General features: G+C 61.8%; 19 protein-coding genes. 12 read left to right on the forward strand and 7 right to left on the reverse strand.

The features are described from left to right. Window positions 1–23 precede the first annotated feature (23 nt). From ACYQ14_RS12740 to ACYQ14_RS12765, 6 genes are all read left to right on the forward strand, one after another. Window positions 24–302: a WNWW family protein gene (locus ACYQ14_RS12740; RefSeq protein WP_459888747.1), complete on the forward strand. Its 279-nt coding sequence runs from the start codon at window positions 24–26 to the stop codon at window positions 300–302. A 63-nt stretch (window positions 303–365) separates the two neighbouring features. Further along, complete coding sequence (locus tag ACYQ14_RS12745) at window positions 366–1151, forward strand: TetR/AcrR family transcriptional regulator (protein WP_459888749.1); 786 nt, start codon at window positions 366–368, stop codon at window positions 1149–1151. A gap of 282 nt (window positions 1152–1433) precedes the next feature. Continuing rightward, complete coding sequence (locus ACYQ14_RS12750) at window positions 1434–2447, forward strand: hypothetical protein (RefSeq protein WP_459888751.1); 1014 nt, start codon at window positions 1434–1436, stop codon at window positions 2445–2447. After that, window positions 2440–2778, forward strand: coding sequence for a hypothetical protein (locus ACYQ14_RS12755; protein WP_459888753.1), 339 nt, complete (start codon window positions 2440–2442; stop codon window positions 2776–2778). Before ACYQ14_RS12750 ends, ACYQ14_RS12755 begins: the two co-directional genes overlap by 8 nt. Window positions 2779–2787: 9 nt before the next feature. After that, window positions 2788–4062 carry an MBL fold metallo-hydrolase gene (locus ACYQ14_RS12760; protein ID WP_459888755.1) on the forward strand — a complete coding sequence of 425 codons (1275 nt, stop codon included), beginning with the start codon at window positions 2788–2790 and terminating at the stop codon, window positions 4060–4062. A 153-nt stretch (window positions 4063–4215) separates the two neighbouring features. After that, complete coding sequence (locus ACYQ14_RS12765) at window positions 4216–4773, forward strand: flavodoxin domain-containing protein (protein WP_459888757.1); 558 nt, start codon at window positions 4216–4218, stop codon at window positions 4771–4773. 19 nt (window positions 4774–4792) lie between these two features. On the opposite strand, the gene ACYQ14_RS12770 is transcribed toward ACYQ14_RS12765, so the two are convergent. The 3 genes from ACYQ14_RS12770 to ACYQ14_RS12780 all read right to left on the reverse strand — a co-directional run bounded on the left by ACYQ14_RS12770 (window position 4793) and on the right by ACYQ14_RS12780 (window position 7607). Beyond that, window positions 4793–5545 carry a pirin family protein gene (locus ACYQ14_RS12770; protein ID WP_459888759.1) on the reverse strand — a complete coding sequence of 251 codons (753 nt, stop codon included), beginning with the start codon at window positions 5543–5545 and terminating at the stop codon, window positions 4793–4795. Between the two features lie 174 nt (window positions 5546–5719). Beyond that, window positions 5720–7075, reverse strand: coding sequence for a restriction endonuclease (locus tag ACYQ14_RS12775; RefSeq protein WP_459888760.1), 1356 nt, complete (start codon window positions 7073–7075; stop codon window positions 5720–5722). Window positions 7076–7178: 103 nt separating this feature from the next. After that, window positions 7179–7607: a hypothetical protein gene (locus ACYQ14_RS12780; RefSeq protein ID WP_459888762.1), complete on the reverse strand. Its 429-nt coding sequence runs from the start codon at window positions 7605–7607 to the stop codon at window positions 7179–7181. 107 nt (window positions 7608–7714) lie between these two features. On the opposite strand from ACYQ14_RS12780, the gene ACYQ14_RS12785 reads away from it, so the two are divergent. The 3 genes from ACYQ14_RS12785 to ACYQ14_RS12795 all read left to right on the forward strand — a co-directional run bounded on the left by ACYQ14_RS12785 (window position 7715) and on the right by ACYQ14_RS12795 (window position 9679). After that, entirely contained in the window at window positions 7715–8179 is a 465-nt protein-coding gene (locus tag ACYQ14_RS12785; RefSeq protein ID WP_459888763.1) for a hypothetical protein, read from the forward strand. A 52-nt stretch (window positions 8180–8231) separates the two neighbouring features. Then, window positions 8232–9362, forward strand: coding sequence for an N-methyl-L-tryptophan oxidase (gene solA / locus ACYQ14_RS12790; protein WP_459888765.1), 1131 nt, complete (start codon window positions 8232–8234; stop codon window positions 9360–9362). 116 nt (window positions 9363–9478) lie between these two features. Then, entirely contained in the window at window positions 9479–9679 is a 201-nt protein-coding gene (locus tag ACYQ14_RS12795; RefSeq protein ID WP_459888766.1) for a hypothetical protein, read from the forward strand. 31 nt (window positions 9680–9710) lie between these two features. On the opposite strand, the gene ACYQ14_RS12800 is transcribed toward ACYQ14_RS12795, so the two are convergent. The 4 genes from ACYQ14_RS12800 to ACYQ14_RS12815 all read right to left on the reverse strand — a co-directional run bounded on the left by ACYQ14_RS12800 (window position 9711) and on the right by ACYQ14_RS12815 (window position 13360). Then, window positions 9711–10823 carry a M24 family metallopeptidase gene (locus tag ACYQ14_RS12800; RefSeq protein ID WP_459888768.1) on the reverse strand — a complete coding sequence of 371 codons (1113 nt, stop codon included), beginning with the start codon at window positions 10821–10823 and terminating at the stop codon, window positions 9711–9713. Beyond that, window positions 10820–12727 (reverse strand): UvrD-helicase domain-containing protein, encoded by a 1908-nt coding sequence (locus tag ACYQ14_RS12805; RefSeq protein ID WP_459888770.1) that lies wholly within the window; start codon window positions 12725–12727, stop codon window positions 10820–10822. The genes ACYQ14_RS12800 and ACYQ14_RS12805 overlap by 4 nt, the downstream gene beginning before the upstream one ends. Before the next feature lie 84 nt (window positions 12728–12811). Next, window positions 12812–12970 (reverse strand): DUF7563 family protein, encoded by a 159-nt coding sequence (locus ACYQ14_RS12810; RefSeq protein WP_459888772.1) that lies wholly within the window; start codon window positions 12968–12970, stop codon window positions 12812–12814. A gap of 204 nt (window positions 12971–13174) precedes the next feature. Continuing rightward, entirely contained in the window at window positions 13175–13360 is a 186-nt protein-coding gene (locus ACYQ14_RS12815) for an HVO_0416 family zinc finger protein (RefSeq protein WP_459888773.1), read from the reverse strand. 171 nt (window positions 13361–13531) lie between these two features. Between ACYQ14_RS12815 and ubaA the strand changes: the two genes are divergently transcribed. The 3 genes from ubaA to ACYQ14_RS12830 all read left to right on the forward strand — a co-directional run bounded on the left by ubaA (window position 13532) and on the right by ACYQ14_RS12830 (window position 15545). Beyond that, window positions 13532–14386, forward strand: coding sequence for an SAMP-activating enzyme E1 (gene ubaA / locus ACYQ14_RS12820; protein ID WP_459888774.1), 855 nt, complete (start codon window positions 13532–13534; stop codon window positions 14384–14386). A gap of 148 nt (window positions 14387–14534) precedes the next feature. Continuing rightward, entirely contained in the window at window positions 14535–15119 is a 585-nt protein-coding gene (locus tag ACYQ14_RS12825; RefSeq protein WP_459888776.1) for a hypothetical protein, read from the forward strand. A gap of 60 nt (window positions 15120–15179) precedes the next feature. Further along, the gene (locus ACYQ14_RS12830; RefSeq protein ID WP_459888778.1) at window positions 15180–15545 is read left to right on the forward strand and encodes an Hsp20/alpha crystallin family protein; all 366 of its coding nucleotides are present in this window, start codon (window positions 15180–15182) and stop codon (window positions 15543–15545) included. Window positions 15546–15572: the final 27 nt, after the last annotated feature.

Genomic DNA, 15572 nt, shown 5'->3' on the forward strand with positions numbered 1-15572 from the left:
ATCAGCCCGTCGTTTCTCTTCCTGTGGTGATCGGCCCTGATCTGCTCGAGGACCGTCTCCGCGAGCACTTCGACGGAACGACGGCGGAGTCCCGCGTCGTTGCCCGTCAAGCCGTCGACCTCGCCGATTCCGGCCGGTACGAAGCGGATATTGACCTCGAGCTGACTAACGACCTGGTGATCGACGAACTCTCGGACGCCCCCGATGGCACCCCCGCTGAGCGCTGGAACTGGTGGATCGGTTCGCTCGAGGTCGCCTTCGGCGGCTACGAGCAGTTTTTGATCCGTCGGTATCGGCGATAAGACGCCTCTACCGTCCGATGGAAGCGAAACCTCTTTGAGCGTATCTGACTAACTAGTCAGTTAGTGACTGATCCGGACGTTCGCGAAGCGATCATGGCCGCAACGTACGACGCGTTGTGTACCCACGGGTATACCGATCTGACGGCACAGGATATCGCAGACCGAACTGACAAGAGCAAATCCCTCCTGTTCTACCATTACGACTCCAAGGAGGACCTCGTCGCGGATTTCATCGATTACCTGCTCGAGCGCCACGACAAGCGCGTCGAGGCCGCCTCGTCGCGTTCAGCAGTCGATCGATTGGCGACGTTCGTCGACCTTTTCTTGTATGGGCCCGACGACGACGACGAGCGCACGTCCTTTCACACGGCGATGCTCGAATTGCGAGCGCAGGCACCGTACAACGACACATACCGCGAGCAACTCCAGAAGAGCGACGAACGACTCCGGACCACCCTCGAGCGGATTCTCGTGGACGGGATCGAATCCGGCGAGTTCGTCGATCACGATCACGAAGCGGTCGCCGCGTTGCTGGTCGCTTCCTTCGACGGCGCTCGTATCCGTCAGATTACGATCGAGGGGAACAGCTACCTCGAGAAGGTCAGATCGGCGGCCGTCGACCGGATCATCGACGATATCCTCGCTGAGGGCGTCGAGTTCCCGACAGAATCGCGTGCCGAAGATCCGCTCGGACCGGACGAGCAACTCGAAACGTTCGAACTCGGAGCAGAAGTTACAAACGAGTTGGACAACGAACAGGTAACTGGATCGCGGGACGACGAACAGCAGAGCGAATCGACGAGTACCGATCAATCCACCGGCGACGAACGCGATGAACGAACTCAGTAACCATTCACGGCGCACGTCCGAACGACAGCCCCGCCGGTCAGTCGTTCGAAGCGGATTCCTCGCCGGCGGCGGACGGCCTTCGACCGCCCCGACGCGACTCGTGGAGCGGCGAGCGCACGGAACCAGTGAGTGTTCGTTCCCCGTCGCCGAGGAGACGTTTCGAACGCCGCCTCGAACTCGTCTGCACCCACGACGCCCGGTGACAGTAGCTGGTGATCGAAAATGACCGAACACACCTCCACATCCGTTTCAGAAACAGTTGCCGATCGTTTCGATCGAACAATGCCCGCCCTCTCCCCGGCCGTCCGGACGATCGCGTTCGATGCGCTCGAACCGGTCGATCACTCGCTTCCGGTTGCGCTCTGTCAAACGACCGCCGCGGCCGCCTCGAGCGAACGCCCCCCCGAGCAGATGCTCGAGGCGATTACGGTCGCGATAGAGGCACTCCAGGGCTACGTTCAGCTTCGGAGCCAGTTGCTCGAACACGACCGATACACGAGTTCGGTCGACCGAGACGCGGCCATCCTCGCAGGAGATTACTTACACGCGTTCGCACACGCCTCGATCGGCGATTTGTCCGCCGACGATGCCCGACAACTCGAGCTGTTTCGCGTCTTCACAAGCGGCTCGAACGCGCTTTCACGGGCGTATCTCGAGCCGAGTAGCGGCCTCGAGAACTCGGGTATCGATCGATCCCGACGGGCGGAATCTCAGCTGTCGGAGAGCGTCCCTGCCGTCTCCGCGCCGGATGCGATACTCGCGGGCATCGCCGCCGAACTCGGCGCGACGGCAGTCGACGCGACCGAAACCGTCCGTGAATCTATCCGAACCTACGGCTACTCGCTCTCGCGGGCGCTCGCGATAGCGTCTGAGTCGTCGAGTTCGTCTGACGAGAGTCCCCATTCGATCGCGATTCGCGTTCTTTCGGGCCGAACCGCGAGCGACATTCCCGGCGGCCCTCCGACGGCGAGTCCCGACGAATTAGCGACGGAGACCGGGAGAGAGCTGAATTATTCGGAACCGATCGAGTGCGAACTCGAGTACGCACGCACCGCGCTCGAAACCGTTCACACGGTCGAACAGTCCGCTGGTGCGGCGGGTACGCTCGCCCGCACGACCGAAACCGACGCCGGTAGCGGTGACAACTCCGGTTCAGTTACCCCGAGACAAACGGGTAGGTCCCCACCGGATCCCCCGGAGGAAGGACGAACCGAACGTGCTGATCCTCGCCCTCGAGAGCGACTCGAGCGGGCAACACGAATTCCGTTCGAGAACGTACTCGTCTCCAATGAGTGAGTCCAGCCGGCCCTACTGGCCAGCGTACCTATTTACCGCACTCGTCGCGGGGCTCGGTCACTGCTATCTCGGCGAGTGGCGTCGCGGGGTCGCCTGGTTCGGCCTCTACGTTCTCGCGCTGGCGTTTTTGAGCGCACGCACGCTGTCGGGTGCTTTCGAGCCCGGCGAGCCGTTCGTCGTGACGGCGCTCCAGATCGAGTCGGTCACCTACACCGACGTCGCCGTTCCGCTCGCGGTTTTGCTGATCTGTTTGCTCGACGTCTATCTCATCAGGCTGACCGAGGTCGCCGGCCCGAGCGAACCGATGGAGGAAAACCACTCGAACGGCTAGGATCGCCAGATGGAACTCGAGTTTCGTGGCGGTGCCGGCGAAGTCGGCCGGAGCGCACTCCTTATCGACGAGACGCTGTTGGTGGATTTCGGGATGGATTCGGGGAACCCGCCGTCGTTTCCCGTCGGCGACGTCGATCCCGAGGCTATCGTCGTCAGCCACGGCCACCTCGATCACGTCGGTTCGCTCCCCTCGCTGCTTTCGGGGGACGCCCGCCCGGAGATCCACTGGACCCCGCCGACGCGGGACCTCGCGATGGTGCTCGCTCGAGACACACTGAAACTCCACGGCGTCTCCTCGAACGGGCCGACTCAGCGGGGTGGAACCTACGACTGTCCGTTTACCGAGGCCGAAGTCGCGCGGGTAAGTCAGGTGTCGGAAACCCACGGCTACCGCGAGCCCTTCGAGGTCGCCGGCTACGAGGTCACGTTCTTCGACGCGGGCCACATCGTCGGCAGCGCACACGTGCTGATCGACGACGGGGAGACCAGACTCCTCTACACGGGCGATTTCCAGGCGGAAGACCAGCAACTGGTCGAGCGGACGACCGCTCGGCCCGACGCCGATATCGTCGTCTGCGAGAGCACCTACTCGGACACGACGCGAGCGCCCCGCGGGACGATCGAAGACTCGTTCGTCGAGAGCGTTGAGGGGACGATCTGGGAGGGCGGCACCGTCGTCGTCCCCGCATTCGCGATCGGACGCACGCAGGAACTGCTCTGTCTCTGCGAACAACACGACCTCGAGTGCTACGTTGACGGGATGGGAAAGCGCGTGACGGAGCTGTTTTTGCGGGAGCGAAACCGGGAGTTTCTCCGGGATCCGGATCTGCTCCGCCGTGCGAAAGGGAACGCTCGATTCGTCACCGGCAGGGACGGCCAGCGAAAGCGAATCGCCGAAAAAAACACGGTGATCGTCACCACGAGTGGGATGCTCCACGGCGGTCCAGCGATGACCTACGTCCCCGAGGTCCGGAGCCACCCGGTGAACAAGATCGCCATGACGGGCTACCAGGTCGAGGGGACGCCGGGCCGCGACCTCCTCGAGACGGGCAGCGCCGAACTCGACGGGCGGATGATGCCGGTCAGCGCGCAGGTCGAGGCGTACGACTTCTCGGCCCACGCGGATCGAGACGGCGTCCTCGAGTTCCTCGAGTCCTACCGAGAGACCGAGGTTCTCGTCGTCCACGGCGACCGATGCGAGGCGTTCGCGTCGGAACTGGCCGACAGCGGGTTCGACGCGAGTGCACCCGTGGTTGGCGATACGTGGACCAGTGCGGACTGAGTGGCAGACAATCTTCTCGAGAGAGGGTTGCGTTTGATGGCGAGGGAGCCGCGTTTGATAACGAGGCAGGGTCGCGTTTGATGGGTCTCGCCGTCGTCGAGCGACTATGTCGAACCCGAACCCGCGATCGAGAGCCGGCGACGGTGATCGTTAGTGGCTCGAGTACTCGTCTGCTACGGCTCGAGCGAGGGACAGACCGCAAAGATAGCCGACCACATCGGTGACGTTCTCAGCGAGGCGGGCCACGATGTCGTCCTGTCGACAGCGAAGTATCCGCCGAGTGCGTTGACCTCGAGCGAGTTCGCCTACGACGGCGTCGTCATCGGCGCGTCGATCCACAAAGGCAGCCACCAGGGATACGTCGAGGAATTCGTTCGCGAGTACGTCGACGGCCTGAACCGGGTTCCCTCGGCGTTTTTCTCCGTCACCCTCGCATCCGCACAGTCAGATCCGGACGCACAGTCCGAAGCCGAACAGTATCTTCGGGAGTTTCTCGAGGACACTCGATGGGATCCGGACCTGACCCACCCCGTCGCCGGCGCGCTCAAGTACAGCGAGTACGGCTTTCTCACGCGGTTCGTGATGAAGCGCATCGCCTCAAGGGAAGGACTCGATACCGACACCGATCACGACTACGAGTATACAGACTGGGAGGACGTCGAAACCTTCGCGATCGAGTTCGAGGAACTGGTTTCAGCTCGAGCGACGTAACCGACCTCTCTCTCGAGATTCACCGCCCGATGGTTCCCCGCCGGGTGATCGACGCGTCGGGATTGACCAGAAAGGCGACCAACACCGTTTGTTCCTGGGCGGTGACCGTCAGGGATTCATCGCCGACGAGGAGCCCGCTTTCGGCCTCCTCGAAGCGGACGCCGTCGACCTCGAGCGCCCCCTCGAAGACGTAGAAGTACGTATCCCACCCCTCGATCTCGGGAAGCGCAACGCTGGCTCCCTCCTCGAGTCGAGCGTCGTAGAAGTTGACGTCGTTGCGCACGAAGAAGGGCGCATCAGATCCGTCGGGACCGAAGAGGTGTCGCCACTCGTTGGCGACGGGATCTGGGACGGGGCCGTGTTGGATCTCCGGCGTGAGATCGAGACTGTGCGGTCGGACGAAGATTTGCAACATCCGCAACGGCGGGTCGTCTGCGAGCGTCCGTTCCTCGTGCCAAAAGCCGCTTCCCGAGTTCATCACCAGCAGGTGGTCGGCGTCCGTGACCAGCGCGTTCTCCTCTCGGTCGTTGTGACGCATTACGCCGGACGGAACCCAGGAGACGATCTCGTCGTTCCGGTGTGGATGCATCGAAATCAGCGTCTCCGGATCCATGAACGACTCGACGACGGCCGCGAGCGGTCCGTACCCGTGGTCGTCGTGGTCGGGGTGATTCCGGCCGGGAAAGTTAAAGTGGATTCTGAACGATCCCTGATCCTGGGAGACGTCCGTTCGCGGGGCTCCGTAGAGTTCCGATTCGGAACTTGTGTTCATTGTGGCCGCCACTACGGCCCAGAACGCATATATACTCCCTCACTGTCGAGAATATACTCCCTCACAGTCGGGAGCCGAGTCCATCGACACGGCCGTTTATACGGACTGCTGTCGGTCATTTCCGGTGAGCCGCAGGACTCGAGGTTGTACCGGTACTCGCTACAGCAGACCATATCAAAGGACGCCGGCGCTGCTCAACAGTACGAACGCGACGAACAGTGAGGCGAAGACGACTCCGACGGCCAGCGCGACGTTCTCCCGTGCTTTCTCGTGAATCGGCATCTCGTCGTACCGCCGGCGGAACGTTTCGAGGTTTTCCTCGTCGGAGAAGTACTTCGTCTTCAGCGCGAACCGTTCGGTGACGGCACAGCCGGTACAGATCGGCTCGTCCTCGAGGCGTTCGGTTTCGATATGATCCTCGCAGTTGATGCTCCCGCAGTTTTCACAGTAGGTGTACGTTCCGTCGGCCGCATCGCAGTGAACGCACTGGTGGAGGTCGTTCGCAGTCGTCGCTCGAGAGGGGCCAGCGGCGTAGTATTCGTAGGCGTAGTCATATTCGCCAAGCGAGAGACGGGATCGGACGTGCGGAAGGTAGACCGAATCGATATCGAGAACGCTGACGTCGGATCGATTCGGCGTGCACGTCTTCTGATAGTCGACGTTGTTGTCACCGGTGTAGTGTACCGTCGTTGTCTGTCGTTGTTGGATCTGGTCGACGGCCCACTCCTTGTACTCCGTCTCCGTCTGGCCGTATCGCTCGCGAGAGACGGCGTCGAATCGATTCTCGAGAGGTGTTTCCTCGAGGTCGATCCGAGGTGCGGATCGGTTCGCGACGAGTTCGCGAACGGCTCCCTCTGCGACTCGTGGATGCCCGCGGTTCGCGTGCAAGACCAGATCGTTCGTCTCGTCGAGCGAGTGGATCACACCGACGCCGGTCTCGAACGTTGCGCTCGTTCGTGTGCTGACGGTGACCATCGGCTCGAGGTCGACGGCCGTCCGGGGTGAGGGAATCCTCGTCGGATCGAGGTTCTCGACCTCCTGTGTGGCCTCGAAGACGGGTGCATCTCGGCCGGCGGTGGGGTGAGTCGGGCGGAGGGTTTCCTCACAGAGGATTTCGATTCGGCCGTTGTAGAGGTCCATTCCGATCTCGTCGCCGATCTCGCGGAGGTCGCTTCCATCGAGGAGCGCGACGCCACCGTCGCGATTCGCCCCCAGGTTTTCGGCGTACTCTCGAGCAGGGCCGGTAAATCGGCCGGTCGTCGCCACCATGCCGCGTTTGGGGCCGTCGTAGTCGTAGGTCGCGACCGCCGAGTGCAGCTTCTGGACGACGGGCCGGCTTACCGTGTCGGTGTGTTTGCACTCGACGACGACCGCCCGGCGTCGTCCGTCGACGACCTCTTCCATCAGGATATCTCGACCTTCGTCTGCACTGCGTGCAGAGACGCGAACGTTCTCGTATCCAAGGTGTCTGAACACGTCCTCCATCAGGTCCTCGAACTCATAGCCCGAGAGATCGTCGAGTATCGCCATCAGCTTCTCGGAGGATTCTCTCTAGTCGACTGCCGATAGTCTTTCGGCCTCGTGTCGTGCCTTCGCCGGCCTCAGTCGTGTTCGCCGATCGACACTCGCGCGCTCACCGCCGATCGGTCCACCAGCCGGATATCTCTCCGGCCCTGGCGATATACACGACCAGAAACAGTACGCACGCGAACACGCCACCGACCCCGACGTCGGCGAGTAGATCGTTCGGTATCGACTCCACTCGAGCCGTCCCAACGATGACCGCGAATAGACTAATGACGGTAGCGCGGCCGGCAAAGCCGATCCGCCGAAACCACTGCCCGATTCGTCTTCCGAGGGCGGTGTTGGCCCCCGGCCCGATAGCCGCGGCGAACCCGACGAACCCGACGATCACGGCCGGCCACGACAGCGAGTCGAAGAGCACTCGAGGAGCGAAGCCGACGATGACGAGGACTGCGAGGCCGACCTCCGTCCACGTCGGCGACCGATCCGGAAAATACCGATCCGGGAAAGCCGTCGATACTTCGTTCCGTTCGTTCATACGCGGATATTCACGTCAATCGCCATCAGTATTCTCCCGATCGAAGCGGGTCGGCCTGCTCTCGCGCCTGAAACTGTTTTCCCGCGTCTCGTCGTCGAAAGCCTACGATGACCGATTCAGACGGGACTTCGAGTCCGGATGCCGACGACCTCGAGTTGAGCGACGCCGAACTAGAGGCGCTTCACGATCTGCAGTTGGGGATCGAGTACGTCCACCGAGCCTACGGAACGTTGCTCTCCTTTCATCACGAACTCGGCCACGCGATGGATCGAATGGCCGCCGCGGAGGACAACCTTCGAACGGCCGGGCACGGGTCATGGGCCGACGAACTCCAGAATCAGCATCTCCCGGCGGGAGCGGTGAGCGACCAGTGGACGTTCGAACTCGTCGAAGAGTTCTCGGCGGAGTTCCTCGAGGAAGTAGACCGATTCGAAGGAGAGGTTCGCGAGGAGTTAGCCGACGGCCTCGATCACGTGAGCGAACGTCGCCAGAAACGTCGTTTGCGCGAACGTGCGGCGGACGATCAACAGACTGTCGGCGACGAGCAGGATGCGGGCCCAACGGACGGGTGACCGACGCCCATAAGTACGAAACGTTTTCGTTCGCCACGTGATAGGTTGGTGCATGACCGATCGGTACGACGTTATCGTCCTCGGCGTGGGTGGGATGGGAGCCGCGACGGTTTCTCACCTCGCCGAACGGGGGGTGGACGTGCTCGGACTCGAGCGCTACGACGTTCCGCACGGGTACGGTTCGTCCCACGGTATCACGCGCATTATCCGGCTCGCATACTACGAGGACCCAACTTACGTTCCGCTGCTCCGACGGGCGTACGACCTCTGGCGAGACCTCGAGGACGATCACGATCGACAGTTATTGTACCAGACGGGCTCGATCGACGCCGGTCCGTCGGGGAGCGACGTGATCGAGGGCTCGAGACGTTCCTGCGAGAACCACGGCCTCGAACATGAAGTGCTCTCGAGTGCGGAGCTCACCGAGCGCTATCCGGGCTATCAACTCCCCGAGGGATATGAAGCCGTATACCAGCCCGACGGCGGGTTTCTCGTCCCCGAACAGTGTACCGTCGCACACGTCGACCGGGCCCACAGTGAGGGGGCGACGATCCGGGCTCGAGAGCGCGTCGTCGACTGGCGACCAACTGACGACGGCGGTGTGACGGTCGCGACAGACCACACCACCTACGAGGCGGACAACCTCGTCATTACGGCCGGCGCGTGGGCCTCGAAGTTCGTCGACGAGCTCAAGGGCGTCGCCGTCCCCGAACGGCAGGTGTTGGCGTGGCTCCAGCCCGAAACGCCGGCCTACTTCGAACCCCAGAACCATCCCGTCTGGAACCTTGAAGTGCCCGAGGGCCGCTACTACGGCTTCCCAGTCCACGGCGTTCCCGGGTTCAAGTTCGGCCGGTACAATCACCGGGAGAACGACGTCAAGCCTGACGCTTTCGAGCGCGAGCCGACCCAGGCCGACGAACGCCTCCTTCGCGAGTTCGCCGAGGAGTACTTCCCGGAGGGAGCTGGGCCGACGATGCGGCTGAATACGTGTCTGTTCACGAACACGCCGGACGACGATTTCGTTCTCGACACGCTCACAGAACACCCACAGGTCACCGTCGGTGCCGGCTTCTCCGGCCACGGCTTCAAGTTCGCCACCGTGATCGGCGAGGTGCTCGCGGACCTCGCACTCGAGGGCGAAACCGAACACGACATCGATATGTTCTCGCTGGATCGGTTCTGAACTCGAGCGGCCGAACGCTTGCTTCGAGTCTGATTCTGCCGACAGAAACCGTCTCGAGTGCCGAGTGAACTGGTATCTTCCGGAAGCTTCAGTATTTCGTGGAGAAATTCGTTCGTATGTCGGATCTTGCCCTCTACGTCTTCCTCGGGTCGCTCGCTATCCAGTACCCGGCCGCGGCGTTCGTCTACTTCGACTCGAGGCGGTTCGACCTCGAGCCGATGGAACGGTACGACGTCGGCGTGCTCATGCCCGCAATCGGATTTGTCGTGCTGGCGTACTACCTCGCGAAGCGTCGGACTTTCGATCGAAAACTGTAAGCAGAACCGTTCACCTGAGTCTCCTCGAGCGTCACGCGACCGAAAATCGGTCGTAGGCCGCGGGGTCGAGCGACCGAGACGGCGACTCGAGCCACTGGGCGGGTTCGCCGGGAACGAGGATGTCGGCGAGACGAACCGACCGTTCCTCGTCGACGCGAACCGCCGCCTCGATTCGGACCACCGTTTCCGGTCCGACGTCGGCGTCGGCGGCCGTGGGCGCTTCTCGCGGCTCGAGGCCGACACCCGTCACTCGAGCTTCGATGCCATCGGCATCACCAAAGCCGAACGCACGAATCTCGGCCTCGAGATCGGCTTCGACGGCCGTCACCGAGTGCGTCGCGTCGGTCAGCTTCGACCGGACGGATCGAAACGCCCGCGTCAGCGCGACGTGGGCGCGTCGGTGTCCGCCGCCGTCGCTCTCGACGACGAACGTTCGAGTCAGCCCGCCGTGGTACCCCTCGAGCCCTCGAGGGGAGAGTTCGGCGACGATCGGTTCGCCCGCTCGGAGCGACTCCTCGCCCGTCGCGGACGTGATTCCGGTGAGTCCCGCGGGAAGCGCGCCTGCCGCGGCGATCGACGAAGCGATCGCGGTTCGGAGTCGCTCGCTCGTGAGCTGGTCGCCGTCGAAAATGAGCGTCCTGTCGTCGGCAACCTCCGTCTCGGCCAGAACCGTCGCCGCCCGTTGCATTCCGCTCGCGGCCGCCTTCTGTGCCCGTTCGATCCGCACGCGCTCGTCGTCGGATTTCGACCGACGGGCGCGACTCAGCACGTCGCTCGAGGCGAGTTCGAATCCGGCCTGCTCGAGGTAGAGAGCGGCGTCGTGGGGAATCGTCGCCGGCGTCAGTACCGTTCCGGAGACGCTCTCGTCGGCGAGTCTGGTTGCGAGGTCGTCGGCCGGATGGGATCCGGATTGCCCATTGCCGATTTTTTGACCCTGTGAGTGGTGCCAGCTCGAGCCGTCGAAGCCGATAGCGTGAATCGTCTCGACGGAATTGAGGCCCCAAGGACGGCTTTCCGGATCGGATTCTGTGAGACAGTATCGAATAGCTGGCACTCGGGCGGAACCGACGTGAACGAACGCGCCGGCGTCACGCGAGGATAGGTCGAACTCGAGCAGTGCGGTCGGGGGCTCCGCTCCGATCACGGCGCTTCCGCTTCGACCTCGGGTTCGGATCCGTCGACGTCCGGGTCCTGGGCCTGCTCGACGAGTTCTTCCAGGCTCGTGTCGGTCAGTCGGTTATTGAGCAGGACGTCGACGGGGAGCGTCGGCGCGCCGTCGACGAGATTCTCGAGCAAGACCAGCCGTTCTCGGGCGCGAGACATCCCGACGTAGAAGACGCGTCGCTCGTTATCGGTGAGGACAGGAACCGGGGAGGTCGTCTTGGTGAACTCCTCGCAACCGGGGATGTCCGTAATCCCGCCCGATTCGGTCTTGAGGTCTCCCGTCGATCGGTCCTCGATGGTCGCGACCATCTGCTCGACGACCTTCTCGGTGAGGTCCGTTCCGACGATGACGTGGTCGGCTTCGCGGCCCTTCGCGGAGTGGATCGTTCCGACGCGGACGCGATCGGTGTCCATCTTCTGGTAGGTCCCGATACCGAAGTACGACTTGACGCTCTTTTTCTGGAAGTTCGTCACTTTCCGGAGCATGTCCGAGGCCGATTCCGGGCCGGGCATGAACGGCGTGTGATCGGCGATTACCTCCGCGGGGATCATGAGCTCCTCGAGGTCGTCGATTCCGGCTTCTTCTTGTCGGTCGTCGATTGTGTCGAACAACTCGTCGCGCTCGTTGGTTCCGAACGCAGAATCCTGTAGCATGTCTGCGAGCCGGCGGGCCTGTAGTCCGGTGACGTCGTCGCCCTTGTCGATCGCTTCGACCGCGCGGACGTACTGCGTGAGTCGATCGGTCCACATCCGCTGGTCGGTTAGCGAGGTGAAGGGGACCCCTTCGGTGATGAACTCATCGATAAACTGGAACATCTGGTAGCGCGCACGGAACAGCACCATGATCGTCCCCTCTCCCTCGACGAGCGTCTGGCGGACGAGCCTGACGACGTCGAGCATCGAGGCGTTTCGGTGGGCCTCGACGGCCCCGCCCTCTTTGCGCGGTTTGAGGTCCTTGTCCTGGCGCTGGTCGATGTGTCTGATCTCCTGGTTGACCGCGTTGAGAACGTTCGACGGCAGTCGGTAGGAGTTCGGCAGGATGACGTCGTCGTCGACGTCCTCCTCGAGCAAGAGCGCGGGGTCCGCTCCCTGCCAGGAGTAGACGACCTGGTCGTCGTCCCCGGCGATCAGGACCTGATCGACGTAGGGTTTCCACTCCTGATAGACGTCGTACTGCAGGGTCGTAATATCCTGAAACTCGTCGATGACCAGGTAGTCGACGTTTGGCACGAGCGAGCGCTGTCTAACACGCTCTAACATGTCGGCGAAGCCGATTTTTTCTTCCGTTCCTTTGTAGTTTCGCCAGGCGCGGATGACCTCGGGAACGTCGATCCGGTCGTCGTCGGAGGGCCACGTCGGCGTGTACTTGTTTCCTTCCTGTGCGTTCGGGTCGATATCCGGCGGGAGCCGAACCTCTTCGACGTCCCACTGGAAGGGAACGTCGTACCAGTCCGAAACGTCGCGGCGAGTCCGCTGGAGCCACTGACTGGTTGCGATGACCTTGTTCCCGATGGTCGTCGAACGTGCGGTTCGTCGGCCGGCACCGCTGTACTCGTCTTCGAACTCAATGCCGAAGTCGTCGCAGAACTCTTCCTTGTCGGATTCGCCGATAACGTCGCCGCGAGAGAGATCCAGAAGATCGTAGGCTTTGGCGTGCATCGTACAGACGTTGCCCTGTAGCGCTCGCGGGCTTTCGTCGAGTCGTTCGGCGAGCCGCTCGCGAACTTCCTGTGCCGCTGCACGCGTGTACGAGACGACGAGGATATCTCGGAACGTCACGTCGTCTGCCTCGAGAATTTCTTCAACGTGGTCGAGGAGGGCTGTCGTCTTCCCGCTTCCCGGGCCGCCGAATAGCCGGGTCACCTTCGTCTCCGTGGTACTCATTGTACCTGTTCAAGAGCGCAATACCCATAAGTCACGTGGATTGTCGGCGAGAAAATCCGTTCGAGGCGTTCGATTTCGGGTACGTCAGGAATTCCGTGGCGAACGCGTGTTCCTGATCTCGGCACCGTCACGGATCTTGTCGGGACACTTTGGACAGACTCGAGGTTCGTCAATCCCTTCCGGAGTGAATACTCGAGCGTATCGTTCTGTGACGAACGATCGACAGTTCTGGCAGGTGGGCATCTCCAATTCGTGTTAGAAATTTATCGTATATAATTGTTACTACTGTTTATAGATAAAACAATCGGAGAAAATGAAATTAGGAGCGGAAATTCGCTGCGGTGAGTCGATGGGTTCCCGTCGGCAGGGTTCAATTGTGGCTCCTCGGTCGATATGAAGCCACTACCGTGCGGAAAAGGGGATTGTCGCCTGGATACCGGTAGGCCCTCAGAGCTGGGGGGCCCACCCGCAGACGCTACAGTTCGTCGCTGCTGTATCGTGAATGCCGCCGCATTCGGGACACTGTTTCTTGTTATATGTGTTTTCCCACCCTGCTTCGCTGACATCGTGGCCGCGGTCCGTAAGGAACTGGTCGAACATGTCGTCTTCGGCACCACTGGGTGAGGTTGCCATAGTCATGGTATGGCACACCAGAGTATTAAATCAATTGGTTCCGTGCAACATTGTCACAATGCGGGCTTTTCTCGTCACCCTCAACAGGTGAACACACCGATCACTGCTTTCGGCAAAACTCGAGTTTCTCGGACCCACGTACTTTTCTTCGAGGTTCCCCAATAGTCGACTATGAGCGACCTTCGCCTCGATGCGACCCAGCTCGACCGATACTCGAGACACGTGATCATGGACGAAGTCGGCCCGGAGGGCCAAAAGCGGCTCCTCGAGGGATCCGTGCTGGTCGTCGGTGCCGGCGGGTTAGGCTCGCCGGCGATTCAGTACCTCGCCGCCGCGGGTGTCGGGCACCTGGGCATCGTCGACGACGACGTCGTCGAACGCTCGAACTTACAACGCCAGATTATCCACGCCGACGGTGACGTGGGAATCCCGAAAGTCGAGAGCGCGGCGTCGTACGTGACCGCACTCAATCCGGATATCGACGTGGAAACCTACGAAACGCGGCTCACGGCCGATACGGTCGAGGATATCGCCGATGGGTACGATATCGTTCTGGACGCAAGCGACAACTTCGCCACTCGGTACCTGCTAAACGACTACTGCGCGCTTACCGGAACGGCGCTGTCACACGGCGCGATCTACCGGTTCGAGGGCCAGATCACGACGTTCACAAACGATGAATCCGATGCCAGCATCGACTCGAGCGAGGAGCGTCCGTGCTACCGCTGTCTCTTCCCCGAAGCGCCCGAACCGGGCACCGTCCCGGACTGTGCGACGACCGGCGTCCTCGGTGTTCTTCCCGGCACCGTCGGCTGCATTCAGGCGACTGAGGTCGTCAAGTACCTCCTCGGGAAGGGCGACCTTCTCGAGGGGCGCTTGCTGATGTACGACGCGATGGACATGTCCTTCGAGACGGTCGAAATCCGTCAGAACCCGGACTGTCCGGTCTGTGGCGAAACGGGTGCGATCGACTCCATCGAGGAAGTCAGTTACGAGGGAACCTGTCAGGTAACGCATGCGGAATAACATCGGCCTATTCTCATAGAACACGTCCAATACCGGTTCTGTGCGCTTTTCTCGTCGCCATTTTTGATCGGAATTACGAATCACCAGATAGAATAAAATATCAATTAATCCAGAACGTTCAAAACCCCTGACTGTCGACTGGATAGACATGGAACAATCCAACAATGCAGACGACCAGGTGGACAGCACGGGGAACGATGGGGTACCATCCAACGGCGGCGGCGACGAGTCGATCGTCGACCTCGCACAGCAACCGATCGTCAAGCAGTGGACGAAGTTCGTCACGATCCTGTTTGCGTTCGCTGGCGTCGGAGCGGGACTCACCGTTATTCTTCGAGACGTCGTCGATCAACCGATTATAGACTCGAACACGGCAGGTGCACTCACGTTCCCCGGCGTTGACCTCCCGACCGTTGCTGCGATAGTCGCCGTCTTCATCGGCGTCTATCTCGGCTGGAACCTCCAGACGGACGACCAGACGGCGTATCTGGCCGGCGCGATTTCCGTGTTCGCCGGGACTATCGTGAGTATACTGCTGTTCGTGATTTTCTACTCGGTCGCGACCGATCTCTCGATCGACTTCGGCGGTCTCATCGTCAGTTCGATCGTGAGCGGCCTCGGCGTGAGCGTCGCCGCCGCAGGCGGTGTCTGGGCCAGTCGAAACACCGCACCGGAGACGACGGAATCACAGCAGACGGTCGAGTCACAACACGGCGCACAGACGAGCGACTGAGCCTCGCCGATAGCATCCGCGACCGCGGGCTTTTTCGTATCCGCGTGCCAACGTGTAGGCATGTCTACGCTCCGCGAGGCGCTGGGAGACCTTTCCGACGACGTCTTCTTCGATTTGCTCGAGAGTGACGAGTCGTATCTCCTCGTTCTCGACGTGCCGGGCGTCTCGGCCGAAACCCTCCAGGTGACCGTCGACGGCGGCCAGATCGTAATCGACGCGAGCCGCGAGAAGTCGATGGACGACGAGTACCGGTACGTCGAGGAGAACCGATCGCTGTTTCTCGATATCACGCTTCCCATGCCGACGGATGCGACCGACACCGGCGCGGCCGCAACCGTCGAGCGCGGCGTCCTCGAGTTGACCCTGCCCAAGCGAGCGGCGGCGGACGAAACGACGATCGATGTCGTCGCCGGGGAGGACGTCTAACGCGAGGTGGGTTGATCTGTCGACTCT

It is taken from the genome of Halostagnicola bangensis (assembly GCF_054653435.1).

Excerpts from the sequence above, each read along its gene's own strand:
- ACYQ14_RS12760 (WP_459888755.1), top strand. The coding sequence starts at position 2,788 with ATGGAACTCGAGTTTCGTGGCGGTGCCGGCGAAGTCGGCCGGAGCGCA.
- ACYQ14_RS12775 (WP_459888760.1), bottom strand. The coding sequence starts at position 7,075 with ATGGCGATACTCGACGATCTCTCGGGCTATGAGTTCGAGGACCTGATG.
- ACYQ14_RS12770 (WP_459888759.1), bottom strand. The coding sequence starts at position 5,545 with ATGAACACAAGTTCCGAATCGGAACTCTACGGAGCCCCGCGAACGGAC.
- ACYQ14_RS12755 (WP_459888753.1), top strand. The coding sequence starts at position 2,440 with ATGAGTGAGTCCAGCCGGCCCTACTGGCCAGCGTACCTATTTACCGCA.
- ACYQ14_RS12795 (WP_459888766.1), top strand. The coding sequence starts at position 9,479 with ATGTCGGATCTTGCCCTCTACGTCTTCCTCGGGTCGCTCGCTATCCAG.
- ACYQ14_RS12805 (WP_459888770.1), bottom strand. The coding sequence starts at position 12,727 with ATGAGTACCACGGAGACGAAGGTGACCCGGCTATTCGGCGGCCCGGGA.
- ACYQ14_RS12785 (WP_459888763.1), top strand. The coding sequence starts at position 7,715 with ATGACCGATTCAGACGGGACTTCGAGTCCGGATGCCGACGACCTCGAG.
- ACYQ14_RS12750 (WP_459888751.1), top strand. The coding sequence starts at position 1,434 with ATGCCCGCCCTCTCCCCGGCCGTCCGGACGATCGCGTTCGATGCGCTC.
- ACYQ14_RS12810 (WP_459888772.1), bottom strand. The coding sequence starts at position 12,970 with ATGCCCACCTGCCAGAACTGTCGATCGTTCGTCACAGAACGATACGCT.
- ubaA (WP_459888774.1), top strand. The coding sequence starts at position 13,532 with ATGAGCGACCTTCGCCTCGATGCGACCCAGCTCGACCGATACTCGAGA.
- ACYQ14_RS12830 (WP_459888778.1), top strand. The coding sequence starts at position 15,180 with ATGTCTACGCTCCGCGAGGCGCTGGGAGACCTTTCCGACGACGTCTTC.
- ACYQ14_RS12815 (WP_459888773.1), bottom strand. The coding sequence starts at position 13,360 with ATGGCAACCTCACCCAGTGGTGCCGAAGACGACATGTTCGACCAGTTC.
- solA (WP_459888765.1), top strand. The coding sequence starts at position 8,232 with ATGACCGATCGGTACGACGTTATCGTCCTCGGCGTGGGTGGGATGGGA.
- ACYQ14_RS12780 (WP_459888762.1), bottom strand. The coding sequence starts at position 7,607 with ATGAACGAACGGAACGAAGTATCGACGGCTTTCCCGGATCGGTATTTT.
- ACYQ14_RS12825 (WP_459888776.1), top strand. The coding sequence starts at position 14,535 with ATGGAACAATCCAACAATGCAGACGACCAGGTGGACAGCACGGGGAAC.